This is a genomic window from Massilia soli (assembly GCF_016809835.1).
Classification (GTDB): Bacteria; Pseudomonadota; Gammaproteobacteria; order Burkholderiales; family Burkholderiaceae_D; genus Telluria_A; species Telluria_A soli.
Genome location: NZ_JAFBIL020000007.1, coordinates 325,145 through 345,520, shown reverse-complemented (window position 1 = coordinate 345,520; position 20,376 = coordinate 325,145). Strand labels below are relative to the sequence as shown.

General features: G+C 61.8%; 12 protein-coding genes. 7 read left to right on the top strand and 5 right to left on the bottom strand.

Annotation, left to right across the window (positions count from 1 at the left end; translation table 11 throughout):
• Positions 1-364: 364 nt before the first annotated feature.
• The 4 genes from I4X03_RS18755 (at position 365) to I4X03_RS18740 (ending at position 7,192) form a co-directional block, all read left to right on the top strand.
• A complete protein-coding gene (locus I4X03_RS18755) occupies positions 365-2,392 on the top strand; it encodes a DUF4214 domain-containing protein (RefSeq protein ID WP_223469773.1) in 2,028 nt (675 codons plus the stop codon).
• Positions 2,393-2,674: 282 nt separating this feature from the next.
• On the top strand, positions 2,675-4,477 hold the full coding sequence (locus I4X03_RS18750; protein WP_223469772.1) for a type I secretion system permease/ATPase: 1,803 nt from the start codon (positions 2,675-2,677) through the stop codon (positions 4,475-4,477).
• A complete protein-coding gene (locus tag I4X03_RS18745) occupies positions 4,478-5,836 on the top strand; it encodes an HlyD family type I secretion periplasmic adaptor subunit (protein ID WP_223469771.1) in 1,359 nt (452 codons plus the stop codon).
• 3 nt (positions 5,837-5,839) lie between these two features.
• Entirely contained in the window at positions 5,840-7,192 is a 1,353-nt protein-coding gene (locus tag I4X03_RS18740) for a TolC family outer membrane protein (protein ID WP_223469770.1), read from the top strand.
• Between the two features lie 64 nt (positions 7,193-7,256).
• On the opposite strand, the gene I4X03_RS18735 is transcribed toward I4X03_RS18740, so the two are convergent.
• The 4 genes from I4X03_RS18735 to I4X03_RS18720 all read right to left on the bottom strand — a co-directional run bounded on the left by I4X03_RS18735 (position 7,257) and on the right by I4X03_RS18720 (position 13,661).
• The gene (locus I4X03_RS18735; protein WP_223469769.1) at positions 7,257-8,135 is read right to left on the bottom strand and encodes a sulfurtransferase; all 879 of its coding nucleotides are present in this window, start codon (positions 8,133-8,135) and stop codon (positions 7,257-7,259) included.
• Between the two features lie 214 nt (positions 8,136-8,349).
• Complete coding sequence (locus tag I4X03_RS18730) at positions 8,350-10,143, bottom strand: 2Fe-2S iron-sulfur cluster-binding protein (RefSeq protein ID WP_223469768.1); 1,794 nt, start codon at positions 10,141-10,143, stop codon at positions 8,350-8,352.
• An 8-nt stretch (positions 10,144-10,151) separates the two neighbouring features.
• Positions 10,152-10,844 carry a PepSY domain-containing protein gene (locus tag I4X03_RS18725; RefSeq protein ID WP_223469767.1) on the bottom strand — a complete coding sequence of 231 codons (693 nt, stop codon included), beginning with the start codon at positions 10,842-10,844 and terminating at the stop codon, positions 10,152-10,154.
• Positions 10,845-10,955: 111 nt separating this feature from the next.
• Positions 10,956-13,661, bottom strand: coding sequence for a TonB-dependent receptor (locus I4X03_RS18720; protein ID WP_223469766.1), 2,706 nt, complete (start codon positions 13,659-13,661; stop codon positions 10,956-10,958).
• 354 nt (positions 13,662-14,015) lie between these two features.
• Here I4X03_RS18720 and dnaE point away from each other — a divergent pair, with 354 nt between their 5' ends.
• A complete protein-coding gene (gene dnaE / locus I4X03_RS18715; RefSeq protein WP_223469793.1) occupies positions 14,016-17,564 on the top strand; it encodes a DNA polymerase III subunit alpha in 3,549 nt (1,182 codons plus the stop codon).
• Positions 17,565-17,745: 181 nt separating this feature from the next.
• Positions 17,746-18,036 carry a GIY-YIG nuclease family protein gene (locus I4X03_RS18710; protein ID WP_223469765.1) on the top strand — a complete coding sequence of 97 codons (291 nt, stop codon included), beginning with the start codon at positions 17,746-17,748 and terminating at the stop codon, positions 18,034-18,036.
• A gap of 180 nt (positions 18,037-18,216) precedes the next feature.
• Here the strand turns inward: I4X03_RS18710 and I4X03_RS18705 are convergent, their stop codons facing one another.
• Positions 18,217-19,050 carry a glycosyltransferase family 2 protein gene (locus tag I4X03_RS18705; RefSeq protein WP_307735378.1) on the bottom strand — a complete coding sequence of 278 codons (834 nt, stop codon included), beginning with the start codon at positions 19,048-19,050 and terminating at the stop codon, positions 18,217-18,219.
• A 47-nt stretch (positions 19,051-19,097) separates the two neighbouring features.
• On the opposite strand from I4X03_RS18705, the gene I4X03_RS18700 reads away from it, so the two are divergent.
• Positions 19,098-20,354: an O-antigen ligase family protein gene (locus I4X03_RS18700; protein WP_223469764.1), complete on the top strand. Its 1,257-nt coding sequence runs from the start codon at positions 19,098-19,100 to the stop codon at positions 20,352-20,354.
• The last annotated feature ends 22 nt before the right edge of the window (positions 20,355-20,376 follow it).

Below are 20,376 nucleotides of genomic sequence, written 5' to 3'. Positions count from 1 at the left end.
ATATGCATAAGGATAATCTGCGCGCAACGAAACTAATTTGTTTCAATGTGTAAGTAGCGAATTGTAATTAAATTGCAATAACTGTAGATCGAACGGGTGCAAAACAGGCTCGTGACGGTTGTCGCCATAGGGGTAATGCGTGAAGGTCTTGCATTCACAGAAAGATTCTCTGATAATAGCCCGCCACGTCCCTTATGGGAAAACACCGAAGATTGGAAAGAAGATTGGGTTCGATGTGATGGCTGTCACATTAGCAGCGCAGTGCCTTCTGTCATGATGCGGAACGTTGGGATGCAGGACACACCTGTGTAGCTGCAATATTGATTTACTTAATGATCGTTTCGATCAACTCAGGAGCTTTTAAATGGCAACTATCTACACCGCAGCAATCCAAGAACTGTATGTCGCTTACTTCAACCGTCCTGCAGACCCAGACGGCCTGGCATACTGGGAAACCGTTGTTGCAGCGAACAATGGCAACACCGCAGGCGTGTCGGCAGCATTCGCAGCTTCGGCTGAGTACAAGGCAGAATACGACCAGCTGACGATCTCGGGCGTAGTCACCCAGATCTACCAGAACCTGTTCAACCGCGCTCCGGATTCGGCTGGCCTGGCATACTGGGTCAAAGGCATTCAGGACAAGAACTTCACGATCGACCAGGCAGTAAAGGTCATCGCTGACGGCGCAGTTGGTACCGACGACGTTGCTTTCAACAGCAAAGTCCTGGTTGCTACCGCTTTCACCGCTGCTGTTGACACCCCAGCAGAAAAAGCTGGCTACGCTGGCGAAATGGCTCTGGATGCTGCTAAAGCAATGCTGGCCAAGATCACCACCGCTGCTCAAGCTGCCGCTGCAGTCGTTCCAGCAACCCTGGACGCTAGCGTCGCTGCTGTCATCAAGGCCGGCGTTCCATTCTCGCTGACCACCGCTCTGTCGGATCTGGCTGCTGCTGAAGATGCAGTTGACGCATTCTTCGCTGCTGCTGACGGCGACGACGACGAAGATACCTCGACCACCAAAGACGCGCTGGAGGCTGCCGTTCTCGCCGCTGAAGTCGAGCTGGACGCCGTAGTTGATGGCGCTTACGTTGGCAATACCCCTGGCGTTAAAGCTGCTCTGCTGGCTGACCAAGTAGCGGAATTTGACACGGCACTGGTTACCGCGCAAGCTGCAGTTGCCACTGCTAACGCTAACGTCGCTAAGGTTCCTGGCCTGGCGACTGCTGTCACCAACCTGGCTGCAGCTAAAGGCGTGTACACGGCAGCTACCAAGACCACCCTGGCCGCTTCGTCGACCCTGGCTGGCGAAGTTGCTAAGTACAACACCGCTCAGACGCTGGACGTTACCGTTGCTGCTAATGGCACCGTTACCCGCACCAATGCTGACCTCAGCCTCACCGACGTCATCATCGTCAACGCGCAAGGCGTACTGGTATTCAACCCAGCTGCAAGCCTGACCGATGCACAGAAGACCGCGCTGACTCCACTGCTGGCCGCAACCACCGCTAAAGAAGCTGCTGACAAGGCAGAAACTGCAGCGCTGGCATCGCAGACCGCAGCTCAGAAGACCGTTGATCGCACCGACTACGTCACCAGCGCTATTCCTGCAGACGACGCTAGTGCAGAGCTGGTTGCAGTTGGCAACGCTATGACTATCGTTCAGATCGCTGCTGGCGCGAAGCCAACCGCAGCTCAGATCAACACCGAAATCGCTGCTCTGGCTGCTGTTAAAGCTGCTGCTGACGCTGCTGTTACTGCTGCTGGTCCTGACGTTACTGCTGACCAGACCGCTGCTGCTACCGCCGCTGCTAATGCAGTGACGGCATTCAACGACGCTGTTGCAGCGTTCGACGCTGCTGATACCACCAACCCGCTGGTAGCCGCTCTGAATACCGCAACCGCTGATGTCAAGACTGCAAACGACAACATCACGGCTCTGGCTGATCTGATCGCTGATCTGCAAGAAGCGCAAGCTCTGGTCGCCGAGCTGGAAGGTCTGGAAGATGCAGTGACCGCTGCTGAGAAAGCATTTACCGACAACGACTTCGCGACCCCAATCGCTGTTGCTGGCGTAGTTGGCGCAACTGCTGACTCCGACATCTACATGGCTAGCGATGTCAACAGCACCATCGTCAACTTCGGTCTGGTTGGCGACGACAAGCTGTTCATCGGCACCGACTACACCCTGAATACCTCGACCAAAGTTAGCGTCGGTGGCAACAACTCGGTTCTGGAAGTCTTCCTGATCCAAGTCGGCGCTGACACCGTAGTTACCCTGGAAAACGTTGCGTTCGGTTCGAACTCGGCTGCTGAAGCAGAAACCACGATCACCCTGACCGGTGTGAATGTTGCTGACGTAACCTTCGCAAACGGCATCATCACCGTTGGCTAATAATTACTTCGGTAATTGAACGGCCCTGGCCCCCGGGCTTGACTGTTCGAATAAAAAACCCTGCCACTGCAAAGTGGCAGGGTTTTTTTATTCGCGGACACCAAGCCAATGGCTTCACGGAAAACAACGGTCGGTTCTTGCAGCGTCAAAATATGTGACGTGCATCACATATTTTGGGCTTTTTGAGCGATAATGTCTTGCAACCCAGTTTCTTGCCATCCACTTCAATGCGCCAAAACGCACGTTCAGGGGTGGACTATCGTAGTCATCCGACCTAGCGAAATGAAAAACAACTTCCTCGAGCCAAAAAACGAAATCGAGCGGGCCTTATTGGCCTTCAAGAGCACCTTCTGGACTGTCGGCGCCTTCAGCGCCATCACCAACCTGCTGATGCTGGTGCCATCGCTGTACATGCTGCAGGTCTACGACCGCGTGCTGGCCAGCCGCAACGAGTTAACCCTGATCATGCTGACCGTTCTGATGCTGGGCGCCTACGCGTTGATGGCCGGGCTTGAGCTGATTCGCTCGTTCGTGCTGGTCCGGGTCGGCGCCAAGTTCGACATGTACCTGAACAAGCGCGTCTACACTGCCGCCTTCGAACAGAACCTCAAGCAGGCGGGCGGCAACGCTGGCCAATCCTTGTCCGACCTCACCAACCTGCGCCAGTTTTTGACCGGTAATGCCTTGTTCGCTTTTTTCGACGCGCCATGGTTCCCGGTCTACCTGATCGTCATCTTCTTCTTCCAGCCGTCGCTGGGCTTCTTCGCGCTCGGCGGCACCATCGTGCTGGTCGTGCTCGCCTTCATCAATGAGCGCGTCACGCGCGCGCCTTTGGCCGAAGCGAACTCGATGGCGATCTCGGCAAACACGCTGGCAACCAACAACCTGCGCAACTCCGAAGTCATCGAATCGATGGGCATGCTGCCCAACCTGATCAGCCGCTGGTTCAAGATGCACAGTAAGTTCCTGCACATCCAGGCAGACGCCAGCGAGAAAGCGGGCAAGATCGCCGCGGTCACCAAGTTCGTTCAGGTATCGCTGCAGTCGCTGGTGCTCGGCTTCGGCGCCCTGCTGGTACTGGAAAACAAGATCACCCCCGGCATGATGATCGCCGCGTCGATCCTGGTCGGCCGTGCACTGCAGCCGGTGCAACAGGTGATTGGCGTGTGGAAGACTTTCAGCAGCACCCGCAGCGCCTATGAGCGCCTGGTCAAGCTGCTCGAAGCCAACCCTGCGCGCGAGGCAGGCATGCCGCTGCCCAAGCCGACCGGCGCCATGAGCGTCGAAGGCGTAATGGCGGCGCCGCCCGGCCAGAAAAGCCCGGTACTGCGCAACGTGAGTTTTGCCATCAATGCCGGCGATGTGCTGGGCATTATCGGCCCTAGCGGCTCGGGCAAGTCGACCCTGGCGCGCCTGCTGGTGGGCGTGTGGCCGACCATGGCCGGCAAGGTGCGCCTCGACGGCGCCGACATCTACACCTGGAACAAAGGCGAACTGGGGCCGCACCTGGGCTACCTGCCGCAGGACATCGAACTGTTCGGCGGTACCGTCAGCGAGAACATCGCCCGCTTCGGCGAAATCGACGCCGAGAAAGTCGTGCTGGCCGCCAAGCGCGCCGGTGTGCACGACATGATCCTGCATTTCCCGAACGGCTACGACACGCTGCTCGGCGACGGCGGCGCCGGCTTGTCGGGCGGCCAGAAGCAGCGCCTGGGCCTGGCCCGCGCAATGTACGGCGACCCGTCGGTGATCGTGCTCGATGAACCGAATTCCAACCTGGACGATGCCGGCGAAGCGGCGCTGACACAGGCCGTGCGCGACTTGCGCGAGCGCGGCAAGACCATCGTGCTGATCACGCACCGCACCAGCGCCATCAGCATCACCACCAAGCTGCTGTTGATGCGCGAAGGCACCGTGCACATGTTCGGGCCGACCGACAAGGTGCTGGCGGCAATGAACGAGGTCAACCAGAAGCAATTGCAGGCCCAGAAGGCCGCCCAGGCGCAGCTGGCGGCGCAGCAACCGGCGCGGGCAGGCAATGCCGGCGCCGACAGCAACCCGGCGACGACGGAACAGGGAAAATAAATGAAAGCACTTGAAGATAAATCGCAGGCGCATCAGGTCATCACGCACGACGTGACGCCGCTGACCGTCAACACCGACGCTGGCGCATACAGCAAGCTCGGCTGGATTATTGTCGTGCTCGGCTTTGGCGGATTCTTGCTGTGGGCGTTGCTGGCGCCGCTGGACAAGGGCGTGCCGCTGCCGGGGACCGTGACCAAGGAATCGCACCGCCAGGCGGTCCAGCACCAGACCGGCGGCACCGTCCAGGACATCCTCGTCAGGGACGGCGACCGGGTCAAGGCCGGTCAGACCCTGGTGCGCATGAACCCGGTCATGGCCAAGTCCGCCGCCGACATCACGCGCGGCCAGTACCTGTCCGCGCGCGCCACCGAGGCGCGACTGCTCGCTGAACGCGACGGTGCGAAACAAATCACTTTCCCTGCCGAGCTGGGCAGCGGCTTGCTCGATCCGCGCGTCGTCGAAGTCAAGAGCCTGCAGGCGCAGCTGTTCACGTCGCGCCAGATGTCGCTCCAGAGCGAACTGAGCGCTATCGATGAAAACATCGCCGGCCTGCAACTGCAGATCACCGGGCTGCAAGAAGTGCGCGACAATGAAAAGGTCCAGCTCAAGCTGCTCAAGGAACAGCTCGACGGCATGCGCGACCTGGCCAAGGAAGGCTACATCGCGCGCAATCGCCTGCTCGACGTCGAGCGCACCTACGCCCAGGTCAACGGCTCGATCGCGCAGAACATCGGCCAGATCGGCCGGTCGCAGCGCCAGGTCGCGGAATTTAAACTGCGCCGCCTCCAGCGCGTGCAGGATTACCAAAAGGAAGTGCGTACCTTGCTGGCCGACGTCCAGCGCGAAGCTGAAGCGCTGGGCAGCCGCATGGCGGCGCAGGACTACGAACTGGCCAGCGTCGAGGTCAAGTCGCCTGCCGACGGCGTGGTCGTCGGGCTGGCGGTGTTCACCAAAGGAGGGGTGGTGCCGCCCGGCTTCCGCCTGATGGACATCGTACCGAGTGGCGATCCGCTGATGGTTGATGGCCGCCTGGCGGTCAACCTGATCGACAAGGTGCAACCTGGACTGCCGGTCGAAGTGATGTTCTCGGCGTTTAACGCCAATACCACGCCGCATATTCCGGGCGAGGTGAGCCAGGTGTCGGCCGACCGTACCGTCGACGAGCGCACCGGCGAGCCGTACTATCTGGTGCGGGTCAAGGTGACGGCCGAGGGTGAAAAGCTGATCGCCAAGAACAAGCTCGATATCCAGTCCGGCATGCCGGCCGATCTGTTCGTGAAAACCGGCGAGCGCACGATGGCCAATTACCTGATCAAGCCGATCATCGATCGCGCCAAATCAACCATGAGCGAGGACTGAACGATGGCGACCAAGCATGTCACCGCCAGGCGCCTGCGCGCTGTCGCGCTGTGCGCCGGCCCGCTGCTGTGGATGCTGGCTGGCAGCGCCAGCGCCATCACGCTGCAGCAAGCCTACGCAGCGGCGCTGAAGAACGATCCGGCGTTCCGCATGAATTTCTATGAAAACGAGGCGGGTCAGGAAAACCGCATCATCGGCCGCTCGGCGCTACTGCCCAATATCATTGGCAACTACAGCTACACGCAGAACCGGACCGAGCTGACGCAAATGATCGGCCCGCGCGAAGTTGTCACCCATCCCGACTACACCAGCCGCAGTGGCGTAATCCAGTTGCGCCAGCCGCTGTTTAGCTGGGAAGCGTACGCGCGCTACCGCCGCGGCGTCGCGCAGGCCGGTGAAAGTGCCGCACGGTTCGAGTACGGCAAGGATCTGGTCGCGCTGCGCGTGGTCGGCGCTTATGTCGATGCGCTGTATGCCAGCGACCAGCTCAATCTCGCGCGCGCGCAGCGCGAGACCTTTCTCGAACAGATGAAGGTCAATGACCGATTGTTTGAAAAAGGCGAAGGCACCCGGACCGACATGCTGGAAACGCAGGCCCGGCTGGACGTGGCCGAAGCACAAGTGATCGAAGCGCAAGACAACGTGGTCGCGGCCCGCAACACGCTCGAGGGCGTGGTGGGCATGCCGGTCGATAAGCTCGAACCGCTGTCGGCCGATTTCAAGGTTGATGCAGGCGCGACCGCCTCGTTCGACGAGTGGAGCCGGATCGCGCTGCAAAACAACCCCGACCTGCAGGCCGCACGGCTGGCGATCGAGGCCGCGCAGCAGGAAGTCAACCAGGCCCGCTCGGCGCACACGCCACGGCTCGACCTGGTGGCCACTTACAGCAAAAACGATTCCGAGTCGCTGACCACGCGTGGCCAGGAAGCGCTCAACCGCGCGGTCGGCTTGCAGCTGAACGTGCCGATCTATTCCGGTGGCCAGGTCAGCGCCGTGGCGCGCCAGGCCGTGGCAGCGCGCGAGCGCGCCAAGGCCGACCTCGACCGCCGCATCAGCCTCGTTATGGTTGAGTTGCGCAAAGCGCACAGCATTGTGCTCAGCAGCGTCGCGCGGGTCAATGCGTTGGTCAAGGCCGTCGACTCGGGCTCGCTGCTGAGGACCGCCACGCAGCAGAGCATCAAGGGCGGCGTGCGCATCAACCTCGATTTGCTTAACGCCGAACAGCAGCTGGCAGCGACCCAGCGCGACCTGGCGCAGGCGCGCTATGGCTACCTGCTTGGCCTGTTGCGCCTGCGTGCAGCGGCCGGCACGCTTACTGATGAGGACGTTTACAAGGTGGCCAAATATTTCGAATAGTGTGGCTTGACGGCCTGGCCGGCATCAGCGGTGGGGGAGCCCGGCTCGTCCACCGTGATTGCGGTTAAGCCTGCTGCTGATCGGCTTGCTTTTCCTGTGCCGGCGCCACATAGCAGTGCGGGCACGACACCTCGTACACATATTCCGGCGCCAGTTGCTGGCGCGGGGTGACGATGGCGCGGCAGGCGAAGCATTGGACCGTCGTCGACGGTTCGAGTTTCGGGTTCAGCGCGGTGCGGTAGTCGAACACGAAGCAGTCGCCGTTGTAATGGTCGCCGCCCACGTCCTCGAAATATTTCAGGATGCCCCCTTCGAGCTGATATACATGCTCGTAGCCGATATTCTGCATATGGATCGCCGCCTTTTCGCAGCGGATGCCGCCAGTGCAGAACGTCACCACGGTCTTGTCGCTCAACCCGTCCTTGGCCGCCGCGATTACTTCCGGAAACTCGGTGAACTTGTCGATGCGGTAGTCGATCGTATTGTCGAAGGTGCCGACGTCCACCTCGAACGCGTTGCGGGTATCGACCATCACGACCGGGCGGCCGCTGTCATCATGCCCCTGGTCGAGCCACCGCTTGAGCGTGGTTGGCTCGACGGCAGGCGCGCGCCCAAGTTCCGGCTGAATCAGCGGCATGCGCATCGTGATGATCTCCTTCTTGATCTTCACCAACATGCGCTTGTGGGACTGCTCTTCCGACAAGCTTTCCTTCACTTCGATATCGGCGAAACGCGGATCGCTGCGCAGCCAGCCCAGGTAGGTATCGATGTTCTCGCGCGTGCCCGACAAGAACATGTTGATTCCTTCCGGCGTCAGCAGGATGGTGCCTTTCAGGCTCAGGTCAGCGCAGATGGCCTGGTATTGCGGGCGCATCTCTTCAGTATTGTCAAAAGTGACAAATTTGTAGGCGGCGATGTTTACAAAGGAGGTAGCGGCTTGCATGGTATTCACTTGCATTTGGACAGCCGACATTATAAAGCAATGGCCTGCGTAGCTTATTCTCCCACAGGATCTGGTGAGGAACCGGGGGAGGGTGGACCCCTCCGGATCGGCTCTCACGGGTGCGGCGCGCGGACTTCCATTGGTTCAGCTTATCCTGGTCTTTCAGGACGCAGCCTTCGCTGATCCCGCCCAGTCATCGACGACGCAGCCTGGTTTAGATCTTGAAATCGTCGAACGCTACGCGCTCTTCGCTCACACCCAGCTCCTGCAGCAGTGCCCGCGTTGCCTCCAGCATCGCCGGCGGCCCGCACACATAGAAGTCGCAGGCATTGAGGTTCGGGTGGCTACGAAGCAGGACGTCGCGCGCTGCTTCGTGCACGAATCCCTTCGCCGCGCCCGCGCCGCCATGTTCATCCTCCGACAGCACCAGCTGCCACTTGAAGTTCGGGTGCTTCCCGGCGAACGCCTGCATCTCATCGACATACGGCGCATCGCGATGGCTGCGCGCGCCGTACCAGAAGTGCACCGGCTCGGACGCGCCCGACTGCAGCAGCGCGCGGATCATCGCGCGTAACGGCGCCATTCCCGCACCGCCGCCGATAAACACCTTTTCGCGTCCGCCCGGCTTGATCGCGAAGTCGCCGAAGGCGCCGCTGAAGCGGACCGTATCGCCTTCCTTCAGCGTGTACATGTAGCTCGAACCTCTGCCTGGCTGCTGTCCCGGCATGAAGCGCACCAGCAGCGTCAGCTGGCCGCCCGCCTGCTCGACCGGTACCGCCAGCGAATACGAGCGCCGCAGCGGCGCCGGATTCACCAGCCTGGCCGGCAGTTCGATGTTCTTCCAATCCTCGCGGTGATGCTCGGGCGTTTCAATATGGGCCGCATCGCGCGCGTAATCGGGCACGTGGACCTGGATGTAGGCGCCCGGGCGGCAATCGAACGGTGCATTCGGGCGGATCGTCACCTCGCGCAGGAATGGCGTCACCGCATGCACGCTGGTGACGATCGCCTGGTATTCGGTGGCGATGGCGGCGGCTCCGGCCACCTCCACATCCACTGTGCCGTTGACCGGCAGATTGCAGGCAAGCCGATAGCCCGCCGCCAGTTTTTCAGCCGACAGCAGGGCGCGGTCGGCGCTGGTCGGCGCGGGCGCCTTGCCGAGGCAACGCACTTCGCACAGGCCGCAGCTTTGTCCGCCGCCGCAGTTCGATGGCAGCTGCAGGCCGCCGCGCGCCAGCGCCTGGAATACGGTGTCGCCCTGCGCTGCGTCGACAGCGCGCAGCTTGCTGCCGTCGTCACCAAAAACGTTGATGCTGCGTTTGCGGCGCCAGCGCTGCGGAATGAACTCGGCCAGGCGCAAACTGGTGAACAGCAGCCACACGCCGGTCAGCGCCATGAACAGGCCACCGATCGCGCTCGTCACGAGCAAGTTGTTGTTGAAGTTCTCGCGTTCCGCGTAATCCATAATGTGCAGCATCCAGAAGAAATCGAACAGGCGCCACGTGCTGTTGCGGTGCTCGAGGACCTTGCCGGTGCTGGCCGAGACGTACACGGTGGTCTCGTCGCTGTCATTGAAGTCGATGCCCCACGCCGGGTCCTTGTGCTTGCGGGTCTCCAGCGAATATTTGAGCAGGAGCGCACCCGCCGGCGCGCCGCTGCCCGAGTACGATGACTGCGCAATGCGCGTTGCCAGCGCGGCATCCAGCACCAGCGGGGTTCCCGTCAGCGCATCGACTATCCAGGTCGATTTGTCGTTCACCAGCTGGTAGACCGGCTGGTTCATCACCCAGGCAGACGAAATGGTCATCACCTGCGCGCTGGTTCGGGCCAGCACCGCGTCAACCGAAAGCGCGCTCGCTGGCCACGCGGCGCTGGCGGCGGGCTTGACGCGGAACTCCCTGCCAGCGACTTTGCCCGCATCGAGAAGGCTCATCATCACGCCGCTCGTCATCCACAGCACGAACTGGATGGCGATGATCACCCCCACCCATTTATGTATCTTCCTCATCCACGGCGTCATGCGCGCTTCCTCCGCGTAAAGCTGTACAGCAGCAGCCAGGCGCCGCTGAGGGCGAAGGCGAAGCCGGTGATGGTGGCGATGCGCAGCAGGGTGTTGTTGACGTTATCGCGGGTGTCGTAGTCCATGATGTGGAGCATCCAGACAAAGTCGAAGATGCGCCACAGGTTGTGGCGCCGCGCCACCAGGTCGCCGGTATGCGGCGAGAAATACAGGGTGGTGTCGCCGGCTTCATCGTAGTGGACGGCCCAGAGCGGCACTGGGCGCGCGCCCACCTCGGACGGTGCCTTGGTCACCCACTCGATGCCGCTGATGTCGCCTTCGCCGACGTGCGATTCTTCCGCCAGCGCCTTGATGGTGTCGCGCTCCAGCGGACTCAGTTTGACGCCGCTGGCGGCGTCGACCACCGAGGCTGCCGCACCTTGCCTGATTTCATAGACTTCCTTGCCGAGCATGGTTTTCAGGCGAACCGACGTGATGCCTGGGTAGAGCTGGTTCAGTGTCGCTTGCGCGACGCGGGGAGCGCCCGGCTTGAGCGGTTCGGGGAAGACGTGGGCGAGGTGATCGCCGTGGACGACGTCGAGTGGAACGACCACCATGTACAGACCGCTGATCATCCACAGCAAGGCCTGGACGCCGACGATCAATCCGATCCATTTATGGGCGCGGCGGACCCAGAACGATACTTGCATTGTGATTCCGTATTAACGTCGTTCCCGCGCAGGCGGGAACCCATACTTCGCCAGCTGAAACGCGCAGTATGGATTCCCGCTTGCGCGGGAACGACAGTGTATGTGGTGCGATTAGAAACGGTACCCGGCGCGCACATGCCAGCGGCGGCCGAGCAGATCGTAGGTCATCGTGTCGGTATTGCCATCGGTCCAGCTCTGGATGAACGGCGGCGCCTTGTCAAACAGGTTGTCCACGCCAAACGACAGCGTGATCGCTTTGCTGAACGCATACTTGACGCTGGCGTTATGGTACGCCACGCTCGGCGCGCGCGCGCCAATGTCGGCGGGCGCCGCGTTGATATCGTCGGCCGATCCGATGTACTGGATATTATACGAGCCCGACCATGGACCATTGGCCGCGGTCAGCCCGGCCGCGCCGCGCCACTCGGCATAGCTGCCGCGACCGCCGGTGATCTTGCCGGCGTATTCGATCGTATCGCCGCCCGGGAACGGGGTGACGTCGTATCGGCTCAGCCGCGACACGTCCCCGGTCAGCGCCATGTTCCAGCCGAACGCGCGGAAGTCATACATTGCGCTGAGGTCGATACCGGACACGCGCTGCTGGGCCGCGTTGGCCGGCTGCGACGACAGGAAATTGATCTCGCCCGTCGCCGGCTCGCGCGTAAAGCTCGATGGGCCGCAGAAGATATGCGCCAATCCCGGCGAGTTGTAGCACACCGCCAGCTTGGTCGACCCCGGCACCGTCTGGATCGCATTGTCGATCTCGATATTGAAGTAGTCGAGCGTCACGGTAATGGCCTTCGACGGCATCCACACCGCGCCGACGGTGAAGGTGTCGGCGTCTTCCGGCTCAAGGTTGACGTTGCCGCCGCCGGTGGTCAGGATCGACGGGCCGAACTGCCGGAAGCCGACCGGCACGCGCGAGGCCTGGCAGTTCTTGTAGATGTTCGAGTTCGGATCCTGCGTATTCCAGTTATTGCAAGGATCGGTCGTCGTCAGGTTGCCTTCGGAGACGCCGCCGAACAGCTCCGGCACGGTCGGCACGCGGAAGGCGGTCGAGCGGTTGGCACGGATCTTCAGCGCCGGGATCACTTGCCAGTCCAGCCCGGCCTTGTAGGTGCTCTTCGCGCCGAACAGGCTGTAGTCGGAATACCTCGCCGCGGTATTCAGGTTGAGCGACTGCACCAGCGGCAGTTTGGCCAGCAGCGGTATCGACAGTTCGGCGAAGACTTCGCGCGCGCTGTACTCGCCCGCGATCGGGTCCTGGCGGTTGGTGTTGGCCGCGCCGGAAACGATCAGGCTGTCCGGATCGCGCCAGCCTTTTTCGCGGCGGTACTCGAAGCCCGAGGCGAATCCGACCGCACCTGCCGGCATATTGAACAGCTCGCCGCTGACACTGGCGTTGAAGCTCTTCTGGTCATTGCCGCCGTGGTCCCGGGTGTCGAAGTGGATGTAGTCCAGCACGGCAGGCGTCAGGTTGCCATAGCCAAGGTAGTTGCCGCACGGAGCCGAGGTTGGCGTCTTGCCGCAATTGGCCGCGTCGAGGGTGGCGTCGACGCGGTCGAGATTCATGATGTTGGTCATGCCATCGACGCCGGTATTGCGGCCCCAGTTGACCGATGCCGACCAATCCCACTTGTCGTTGATCTCGCCCTTCAGTCCGCTCGCGATGCGGAAGGTGTTGGTCTCCTGGAAGAAGTTACGCGGGCCCACTTCGGCCACGCGGCGGCGTTCCAGCACCAGGTTCTGGCCGGTTGGATTGGTTGGGTGCGAGGCGGCGATATTGACCGGGCGGTTGGCGCCGATAGTGCCAGGCGTTGCCAGCTGCTCAGACTTGCGGTTGGTGAACATCAGTTCGGTGAACAGGTCGACGCTGTCGCTCAGGCGCGCGTTGCCGAACGCCGTAAAGCCGACCCGCTTGATTGGGTTGACGGCATTCAGGAGCGGGTTGCTGTTGTAGCCGTGTTTTGCCGCGGAATAGGTTTCAAAGCCGCGCGGATTGCCGCCCAGCTCCTGGTTGAAGTTGACGCGGCGGCCATCGGCCAGGCGTGCGCGTCCGCCGATGGTCGACGAGCTGCCTGAACAGACAAGTTGTCCGCCATCTTCAAACAGCGCGCATGGCGCACGCGAAGCCAGGTTGACCTCGCCGCTTTCGGAATAGTTGAGGGACGCCATCAGCGAACTGCGCTCGCCGCGCGTGCCCCAGACCAGGTCGGCGGATTGTTCGTCGCCATCGCCGCGCTCGGTCTTGCCGTAGCGAACGGACATCTCGACGCCATCGATGGCTTTTTTCGTGATGATGTTGACCACGCCGGCGACCGCGTCGGCGCCGTAGATGGCCGATGCACCGTCCTTCAGCACTTCGACCCGCTCGATCATGGCGACCGGAATCATGTTCAGGTCCACCGAACTGTTGGCGCCGGTGCCGCCGGCGACGACGCGGCGGCCATTCAGCAGCACCAGGGTGCGGTCGATGCCCAGGCCGCGCAGGTTGACCTGGGTGGTGCCGTAGCCGTTGCTGGTCCAGTAGGCGCTGCTTTGATTGCCGGCGGTGCCGGCCGATGCGGGCAGGCGCTGCAGCAAGGTTTCAATCGAGACCGCGCCCGAACGCTGGATGGTTTCGGCATCGATCACGGTGACCGGACCGACGCCTGACAGCTGTTCCTGCTTGAGATTGATGCGGCTGCCGGTAATTTGCACCCGCTCCATCGGCGCCGCGTCGAGCGTGTTGGCGCCGGCGGGTTGCTGCGCATAAGCACCATGACTGAGAAGCAAAAGGCCGAGGGCGGTTGCTGTTGGAACGTTCTTGTAAGACATCTAATCTCCGCTTTCTTGTTTCGACCGCAAACAGCGCCCCAAAAAGGTGCGCCGCGCCAGGAAATTGCTGAGTTGTGTGTGAGGTACTGCAGATAATCACGATAAACGTTGATTTGCGTCAACGCAAGTGCTCGCTGCGGCGCATGCTGTTGTGGAGATCAATAACCGGAACTGTCGCGTCTCCACAACGTCTGCACGTCGTTCCCGCGAAGGCGGGAACCCATAGCGACGGTCCGATGCTCAGACAATCTTCATTCCCGGTCGAACCCGGTATAGGTTCCCGCCTACGCGGGAACGACGAAGTGGTGCTGGTAAAATACCGTCCTTTGCACAGCAGGAAACCGGAACATGAGCATGGATGTCCTCGAAGTCGGCAATGACGCGCAGCTAGCGCCCGCCAAGCCAGTCGCGCCTGCGTTCGTCCACCTGCGCGTGCACTCGGAATACTCGATCGTCGATGGCCTGGTGCGCATCGACGACGTCGTCGCGGCGGCCGCCAAGGACAAGCAGCCGGCGCTCGCCGTTACCGACCTGGCCAACCTGTTCGGCATGGTCAAGTTCTACAAGGCCGCGCGCGGCAAGGGCATCAAGCCGCTGATCGGCGTCGACGCCTGGATCTCCAACGACGACAACCGCGATAAGCCAAGCCGCCTGCTGCTGCTGGCCAAAAACCGCATGGGTTACCTGCAGCTGTGCGACCTGCTGTCGCGCGCCTGGCTCACCAACCAGAACAAGGGCCGCGCGGAGATTCGCCCTGAATGGCTCGAAGCGCTGGCCACCAGCGAATCGACCTTGTCGCCCGGCGAAGACCAGCGCAATGGCCTGATCGTGCTGTCCGGCGCCCACTTCGGCGATGTCGGCACCGCCATCGAAAACGGTAACCTGGCGCTGGCCGAACGTTGCGCGCAGCGCTGGGCAGCGGTGTTCCCGGGCCACTTCTACATCGAAGTGCAGCGCGCCGGCCAGGCCAATCAGGAAGCCCAGGTGCGCCAGGCAGTCGCCCTGGCCGCCAAGCTTGGCCTGCCGGTGGTTGCCACCCACCCGATCCACTTCCTCTCGCGCGACGAATTCATCGCCCACGAAGCGCGCACCTGTATCGCCGAAGGCGAAATGCTGGCCAACGCCAAGCGGGTCAAGCGCTTCAACGAAGAGATGTGCTTCAAGTCGCAGGCCGACATGGCCACGCTGTTTGCCGACATGCCGGCCGCGCTGCAAAACTCGGTGGAAATCGCCAAGCGCTGCAACGTCGTGCTCACGCTCGGCAAACCGCAGCTGCCGAACTTCCCGACGCCGCCGGGCATGACCATCGACGAATTTTTGGTCGCCGAATCGAAGGCCGGCCTGGAGCAGCGCCTTGTCCACCTGTACCCGGACCCGGTCAAGCGCGAAGCCGAACGCCCGCGCTACGAAGCGCGCCTCAAGTTCGAAACCGATACCATCTGCAACATGAAGTTCCCGGGCTACTTCCTGATCGTGGCCGAGTTCATCAAGTGGGCCAAGGAAAACGGCGTGCCGGTTGGACCGGGGCGGGGTTCGGGTGCGGGTTCGCTGGTAGCGTATTCGCTGCTCATTACCGACCTCGATCCGCTGAAATACAACCTGCTGTTCGAGCGCTTCCTCAATCCAGAACGCGTCTCGATGCCCGACTTCGACATTGACTTCTGCCAGGAAGGGCGCGACCGCGTCATCCAGCACGTCAAGGACCTGTATGGCAAAGAGGCGGTTTCGCAGATCGCCACCTTCGGTACCATGGCCGCCAAGGGCGCGATCCGCGACGTCGGCCGCGTGCTCGATTTCGGCTACAACTTCTGCGATGGCGTCTCCAAGCTGATCCCGTTCAAGCCGGGCAAGCCGGTGACGATCGCCGACGCGATCGAAGAAGAACCGATGCTCAAGGAGCGCCTCGAAAACGAGGAAGAGGTCAAGCAGCTGCTCGACCTCGCGCAGCAGGTGGAAGGCATCGCCCGAAACATCGGCATGCACGCAGGTGGCGTGCTGATCGCACCGGGCAAGCTGACCGATTTCTGCCCGCTGTACACGCAGGGCGGCGATTCGGGCGTGGTCTCGCAGTACGACAAGGACGACGTCGAAGCCGTGGGCCTGGTCAAGTTCGACTTTTTGGGTTTGACGACCCTGACCATCCTCGACCGCGCGGTACGCTACATCAAGCAGCTCGACCCGGCGGCCAACGCCGACTTCGCGCTCGAGACGCTGCCGCTGAACGACAAGGCCTCGTACGACCTGCTGACCAAGGCGAAGACCGTCGCGATCTTCCAGCTGGAGTCGCGCGGCATGCAGGGCATGCTGAAAGACGCGCGTCCCGACCGCTTCGAGGACATTATCGCGCTGGTGGCGCTGTACCGCCCGGGCCCGATGGACCTGATCCCGGACTTCTGCAAGCGCAAGCACGGCGAGAAGTTCGACTATCCTGACCCGCGCACCGAGTCGATCCTGTCCGAAACCTACGGCATCATGGTGTATCAGGAGCAGGTGATGCAGATGGCGCAGATCGTCGGCGGCTACTCGCTGGGCGGCGCCGACATGCTGCGCCGCGCGATGGGTAAAAAGAAGGCCGAAGAGATGGCGGAACACCGCGAGATCTTCCGCGCCGGCGCCGCCAAGGATGGCCTGTCGACCGAAAAAGCCGACGAGATCTTCGACTTGATGGAGAAATTCGCGGGCTACGGCTTCAACAAGTCGCACGCGGCCGCGTACGCGCTGCTGTCGTACCACACCGCCTACCTGAAGGCGCACCACACCGCGGCCTTCATGGCGGCCAACTTGTCGCTGGCGATGGACGACACCGACAAGATCAAGATTTTGGTGGAAGACAGCCTGGATGTCTGTCACCTGACCTTGCTGCCGCCGGATATCAACCACTCCGACTACCGCTTCACGCCGGAAGGCCCGCCGCCATCGGTGACGGGCAAGCGCGTGACCAACATCCGCTACGGCCTCGGCGCGGTCAAGGGCTCGGGCCAGTCGGCGATTGAAGCGATCATCGCGGCGCGCACCAGCGGCGGACCGTTCAAGGACCTGTTCGACTTCTGCAAGCGGGTCGACCGCAAGCAGATCAACCGCCGCACGATCGAGTCATTGATCCGCGCCGGCGCGATGGACTGCTTCGGCGTCGATCGCGCGATTTTGCTGGCATCGGTCGGCTTTGCGGTTGAAGTGGCTGATCAGGCCCAGGCCTCGATCAACCAGGTCAGCCTGTTTGGGGGCGACGACAGCGACCTGGTCGCGCCGCCGGAATACGTCAAGGCGGTGCCCTGGACCGACAAGCAGAAGCTGTCGGAAGAAAAAATAGCGCTTGGGTTCTACCTGTCGGGGCACATGTTCGACACGTACGCGGGCGAAGTGCGGCGCTTCGCGCGCACCAAGCTGGCCGACCTGGATCCATCGCGCGAGCCGCGCATGCTGTGCGGCGTGATCACCGGGGTGCGTCCGCAGATGACGCAGCGCGGGAAGATCTTGATTGTCACGCTCGACGACAAGACCGCGGTGGTGGAAGTGACGGTGTACAGCGAAGTGTTCGAGGCGAACAAGAACATCTTCAAGGAAGATGATTTCCTGCTCGTGGTTGGCAAGGTATCGGAAGACCGCTTCAACGGCGGCCTGCGCATCACGGCGGAGAAGGTGTACGACCTGACCGCGTCGCGCATCCACTACGGCCGCCAGGTTGGGCTGTTCCTGCCGGCTGCGGTGCCGACCGCGAAGATCGCCGAGGTCCTCAAGCCGCATCGCGCACAGGAAGGCTTGCCGGTGGCGCTGAGGCTCAAGCCGGAAGGCGTCGAGTGCACCATCCAGCTGGGAGACGACTGGCTGGTGGCGCCGTCCGATGCATTGACCCTGGCGCTGGAGCAGGTGCTGGGCGCGAAGGAAGTGGCGATCGAATACTAGCGACGTCGCACGTCGTTCCCGCGAAGGCGGGAACCTATAGCAACGTCGTCGTCGTTCCCGCGAAGGCGGGAACCTATACTTTGTATGTGCTTGCTACGCATGGATTCCCGCCTGCGCGGGAATGACGTGGACGTTTGATCCGCCTCTCGTCGCTTTTGCCTGCTTGAGCAACCATTCCGACATGGAGAAGCAAAGCTACGTCTATCTGCTTGCCAGCAGGCGCTACGGGACGCTGTACATAGGCGTAACGTCCGACCTGATCAGGCGCGTCTGGCAGCACCGTGAAGGCTTGGCTGACGGGTTCACCAGGAAATACGGTGTGAAAATACTGGTGTGGTACGAAACGCACTACGACATAGTAGAGGCGATCACCCGCGAAAAGCAGATCAAGAAGTGGAATCGTAAGTGGAAGATCGAGTTGATCCAGAAAGCCAATCCGCTTTGGAGCGACCTATACCCCGGCATAGTCTGATCGGTGTCATTTCCGGCATTGCGGGAAATGACTTCCCGCGATGGCGGGAATCCATGCTTGATCGAATTGACGGCAAAGTATAGGTTCCCGCCTGCGCGGGAACGACGGGGTTTAGGGATAGGTTCCCGCCTGCGCGGGAACGACGGGTTTTGGGTTAGGTTCCAGCGCGCGGGAACGACGTCACTGCGGATGCTCCGCCAGCCCCCGCACCGCGCGCACGGTTCCATCCTTCGAGCGCGCCACCACAATTTGCTTGTTGCTCGACTCCTGGTCGCGTTTGGCCTCGTGGTGCCACAAATGAAACACCTCGGTCGCAAACGCGCCTTCCTTGCGCATCACGCCGGCGTTGAACAGCCTGACCACCAGGTCCGAGTCCTCGTGTCCCCAGCCGGTAAAGCTCTCGTCGAATCCATTCACCTTCTCCAGGTCCGACTTCCACACCGCCAGGTTGCAGCTCTTGATGCGCCGCCACGAGAAGCCCTTGCGGTGCCGCCCGATATCCGGCCAGCGCACCAGCAACTGCGCCACCTTGTTGATGTGCCCCTTGAACCGGTAGGCCAGCTTGTCGCCCGCGCCGGCCTGGTGCAGGTCGATCCGCTCGGACAGCAGGCGCGTGGTCAGCGCAGGGCTAAGCAGCACCCGGCTGCCCGACACCAGATACCCTGGCCGCGCCAGCTTGCGGTGCTGCGAAATGAAGTCGCGCTGCGGAATGCAGTCGCCGTCGATAAAGACCACGTACTGGCCGGCCGCTGCCAGCGTCCCGCGGTTGCGCGCCATCGCCGCGCGAAAGCCGTCGTCCGGCTGCCAGACATGGTGCAGAGGCACCGGCGAGCGCGCTTTCAAGGCGTCGATGCAGTCCTTCGTGTTGGCAGCCGAGCCGTCATCAGCGATAATGATTTCGAAATTTTTGTCATCTTGGCCAAAACACGCTTCCACCACCGCCTGCAGGGCGTCGGGACGGTTGTAAGTCGTGATGACGACGGAAATTGTTGTTGCTTGCTGCATGGCTGACATAGTGCTTTCAGTTGCTGAAGGTAGCAGAATATCCCACCTAAGAATGAATGAACAATAACTTGATCAAACAGGCGGACCCAAAACAGGCGGTAATTGGCGTCCTGATCTTTTTGTTCCCGTTTCTTAGCCTGGTGACCCCCTTCGGCATCGGCCTGGCCAGCTTTTCGCTGCTGATTGCCGCCTTGTTTTTCCTCAAACCCGGTTTTGCCGCCCTGCGCACGCACTGGACGGCGATCCGCTGGGTCGTGCTGTTGTTCGGATTTAATTTCCTATATACAGCTGCGTGCCTTGTGCTGCGCGACCAGTCCATCGGTGACCTCGAAAAGCCGGCCAGGATGCTGTTTGCGTTGTCTGCGCTGATGCTGGTTTTGGCCGCAAAGCCCGATCGCAAGGCATTGTGGTGGGGCGTGATCGGCGGCGCTTTCCTCGGCATGCTGCTGGTCGGCTACCAGCGCCTGGTGCTGGGCGAGGAGCGCCCAGGCGGCCTGCTTAACGCGATCACCTTCGGCGATATCGCCTTGTCACTCGGCCTGATCGCACTGGCGGCGATGGTCGACGTGCGCTCGGTGCGCAAAGTGTTCTGGCCGGCCATCGGCGCGCTCGCCGGCCTGGCCGCGTCGACCATGACCGGCACCCGTGGCGGCTGGCTTGGGCTGGTGCTCTGCGGGCTGCTGTTCATCCAGCACAGCCACGTGTTGAACAACCGCCGCGTGCGCGCGGTCGTCGCCTTCACTTTCGCGTTCATGGCTGCGATGTATTTCATCCCCGAGACCGGCGTCAAAGAGCGGGTCCGCCAGGGCGTGCTCGATATTTCAAGCTACTTCTCGGGCGGCAGCGCCTTCACCAACGTCGGCGTGCGCCTTGAGCTGTGGAAGGCGGCCGGCATCCTGATCGAGGACGCAGCGCTGCTGGGACGCGGCGAAGACGGCTACCGCGAGGTGCTCGAACCGCTGGTGCGCAAAGGCGAACTCGATCCGGTGGTGCTGGAGATGCCGCATTTTCATAATGAAGCGGTGCAGGCGATGGTGACCGGCGGCGTGATCGGCCTGGTCGCGTGGTTCGGCATGATCCTGGCGCCGTTCGTGTTCTTTACGCGCGCGATGAGCGTCAGGAACGCCAGCCGGCAGGAGTTCGCCACCGCGCTGGCCGGCATCCTGCTGGTGACCAGCTACTTCGGCTACGGCCTGACCGAGGTGATTTTCTGGTCGGTCAAGGGTGCGATGTTCTACGCCCTGATGGTGTTCCTGCTGATGGGCTTTTACCTGAACGCGAAAGAGGCAAACCACAAGCCTGGCCCGGTTTGACAGTATTGACGATAAAAAGAGA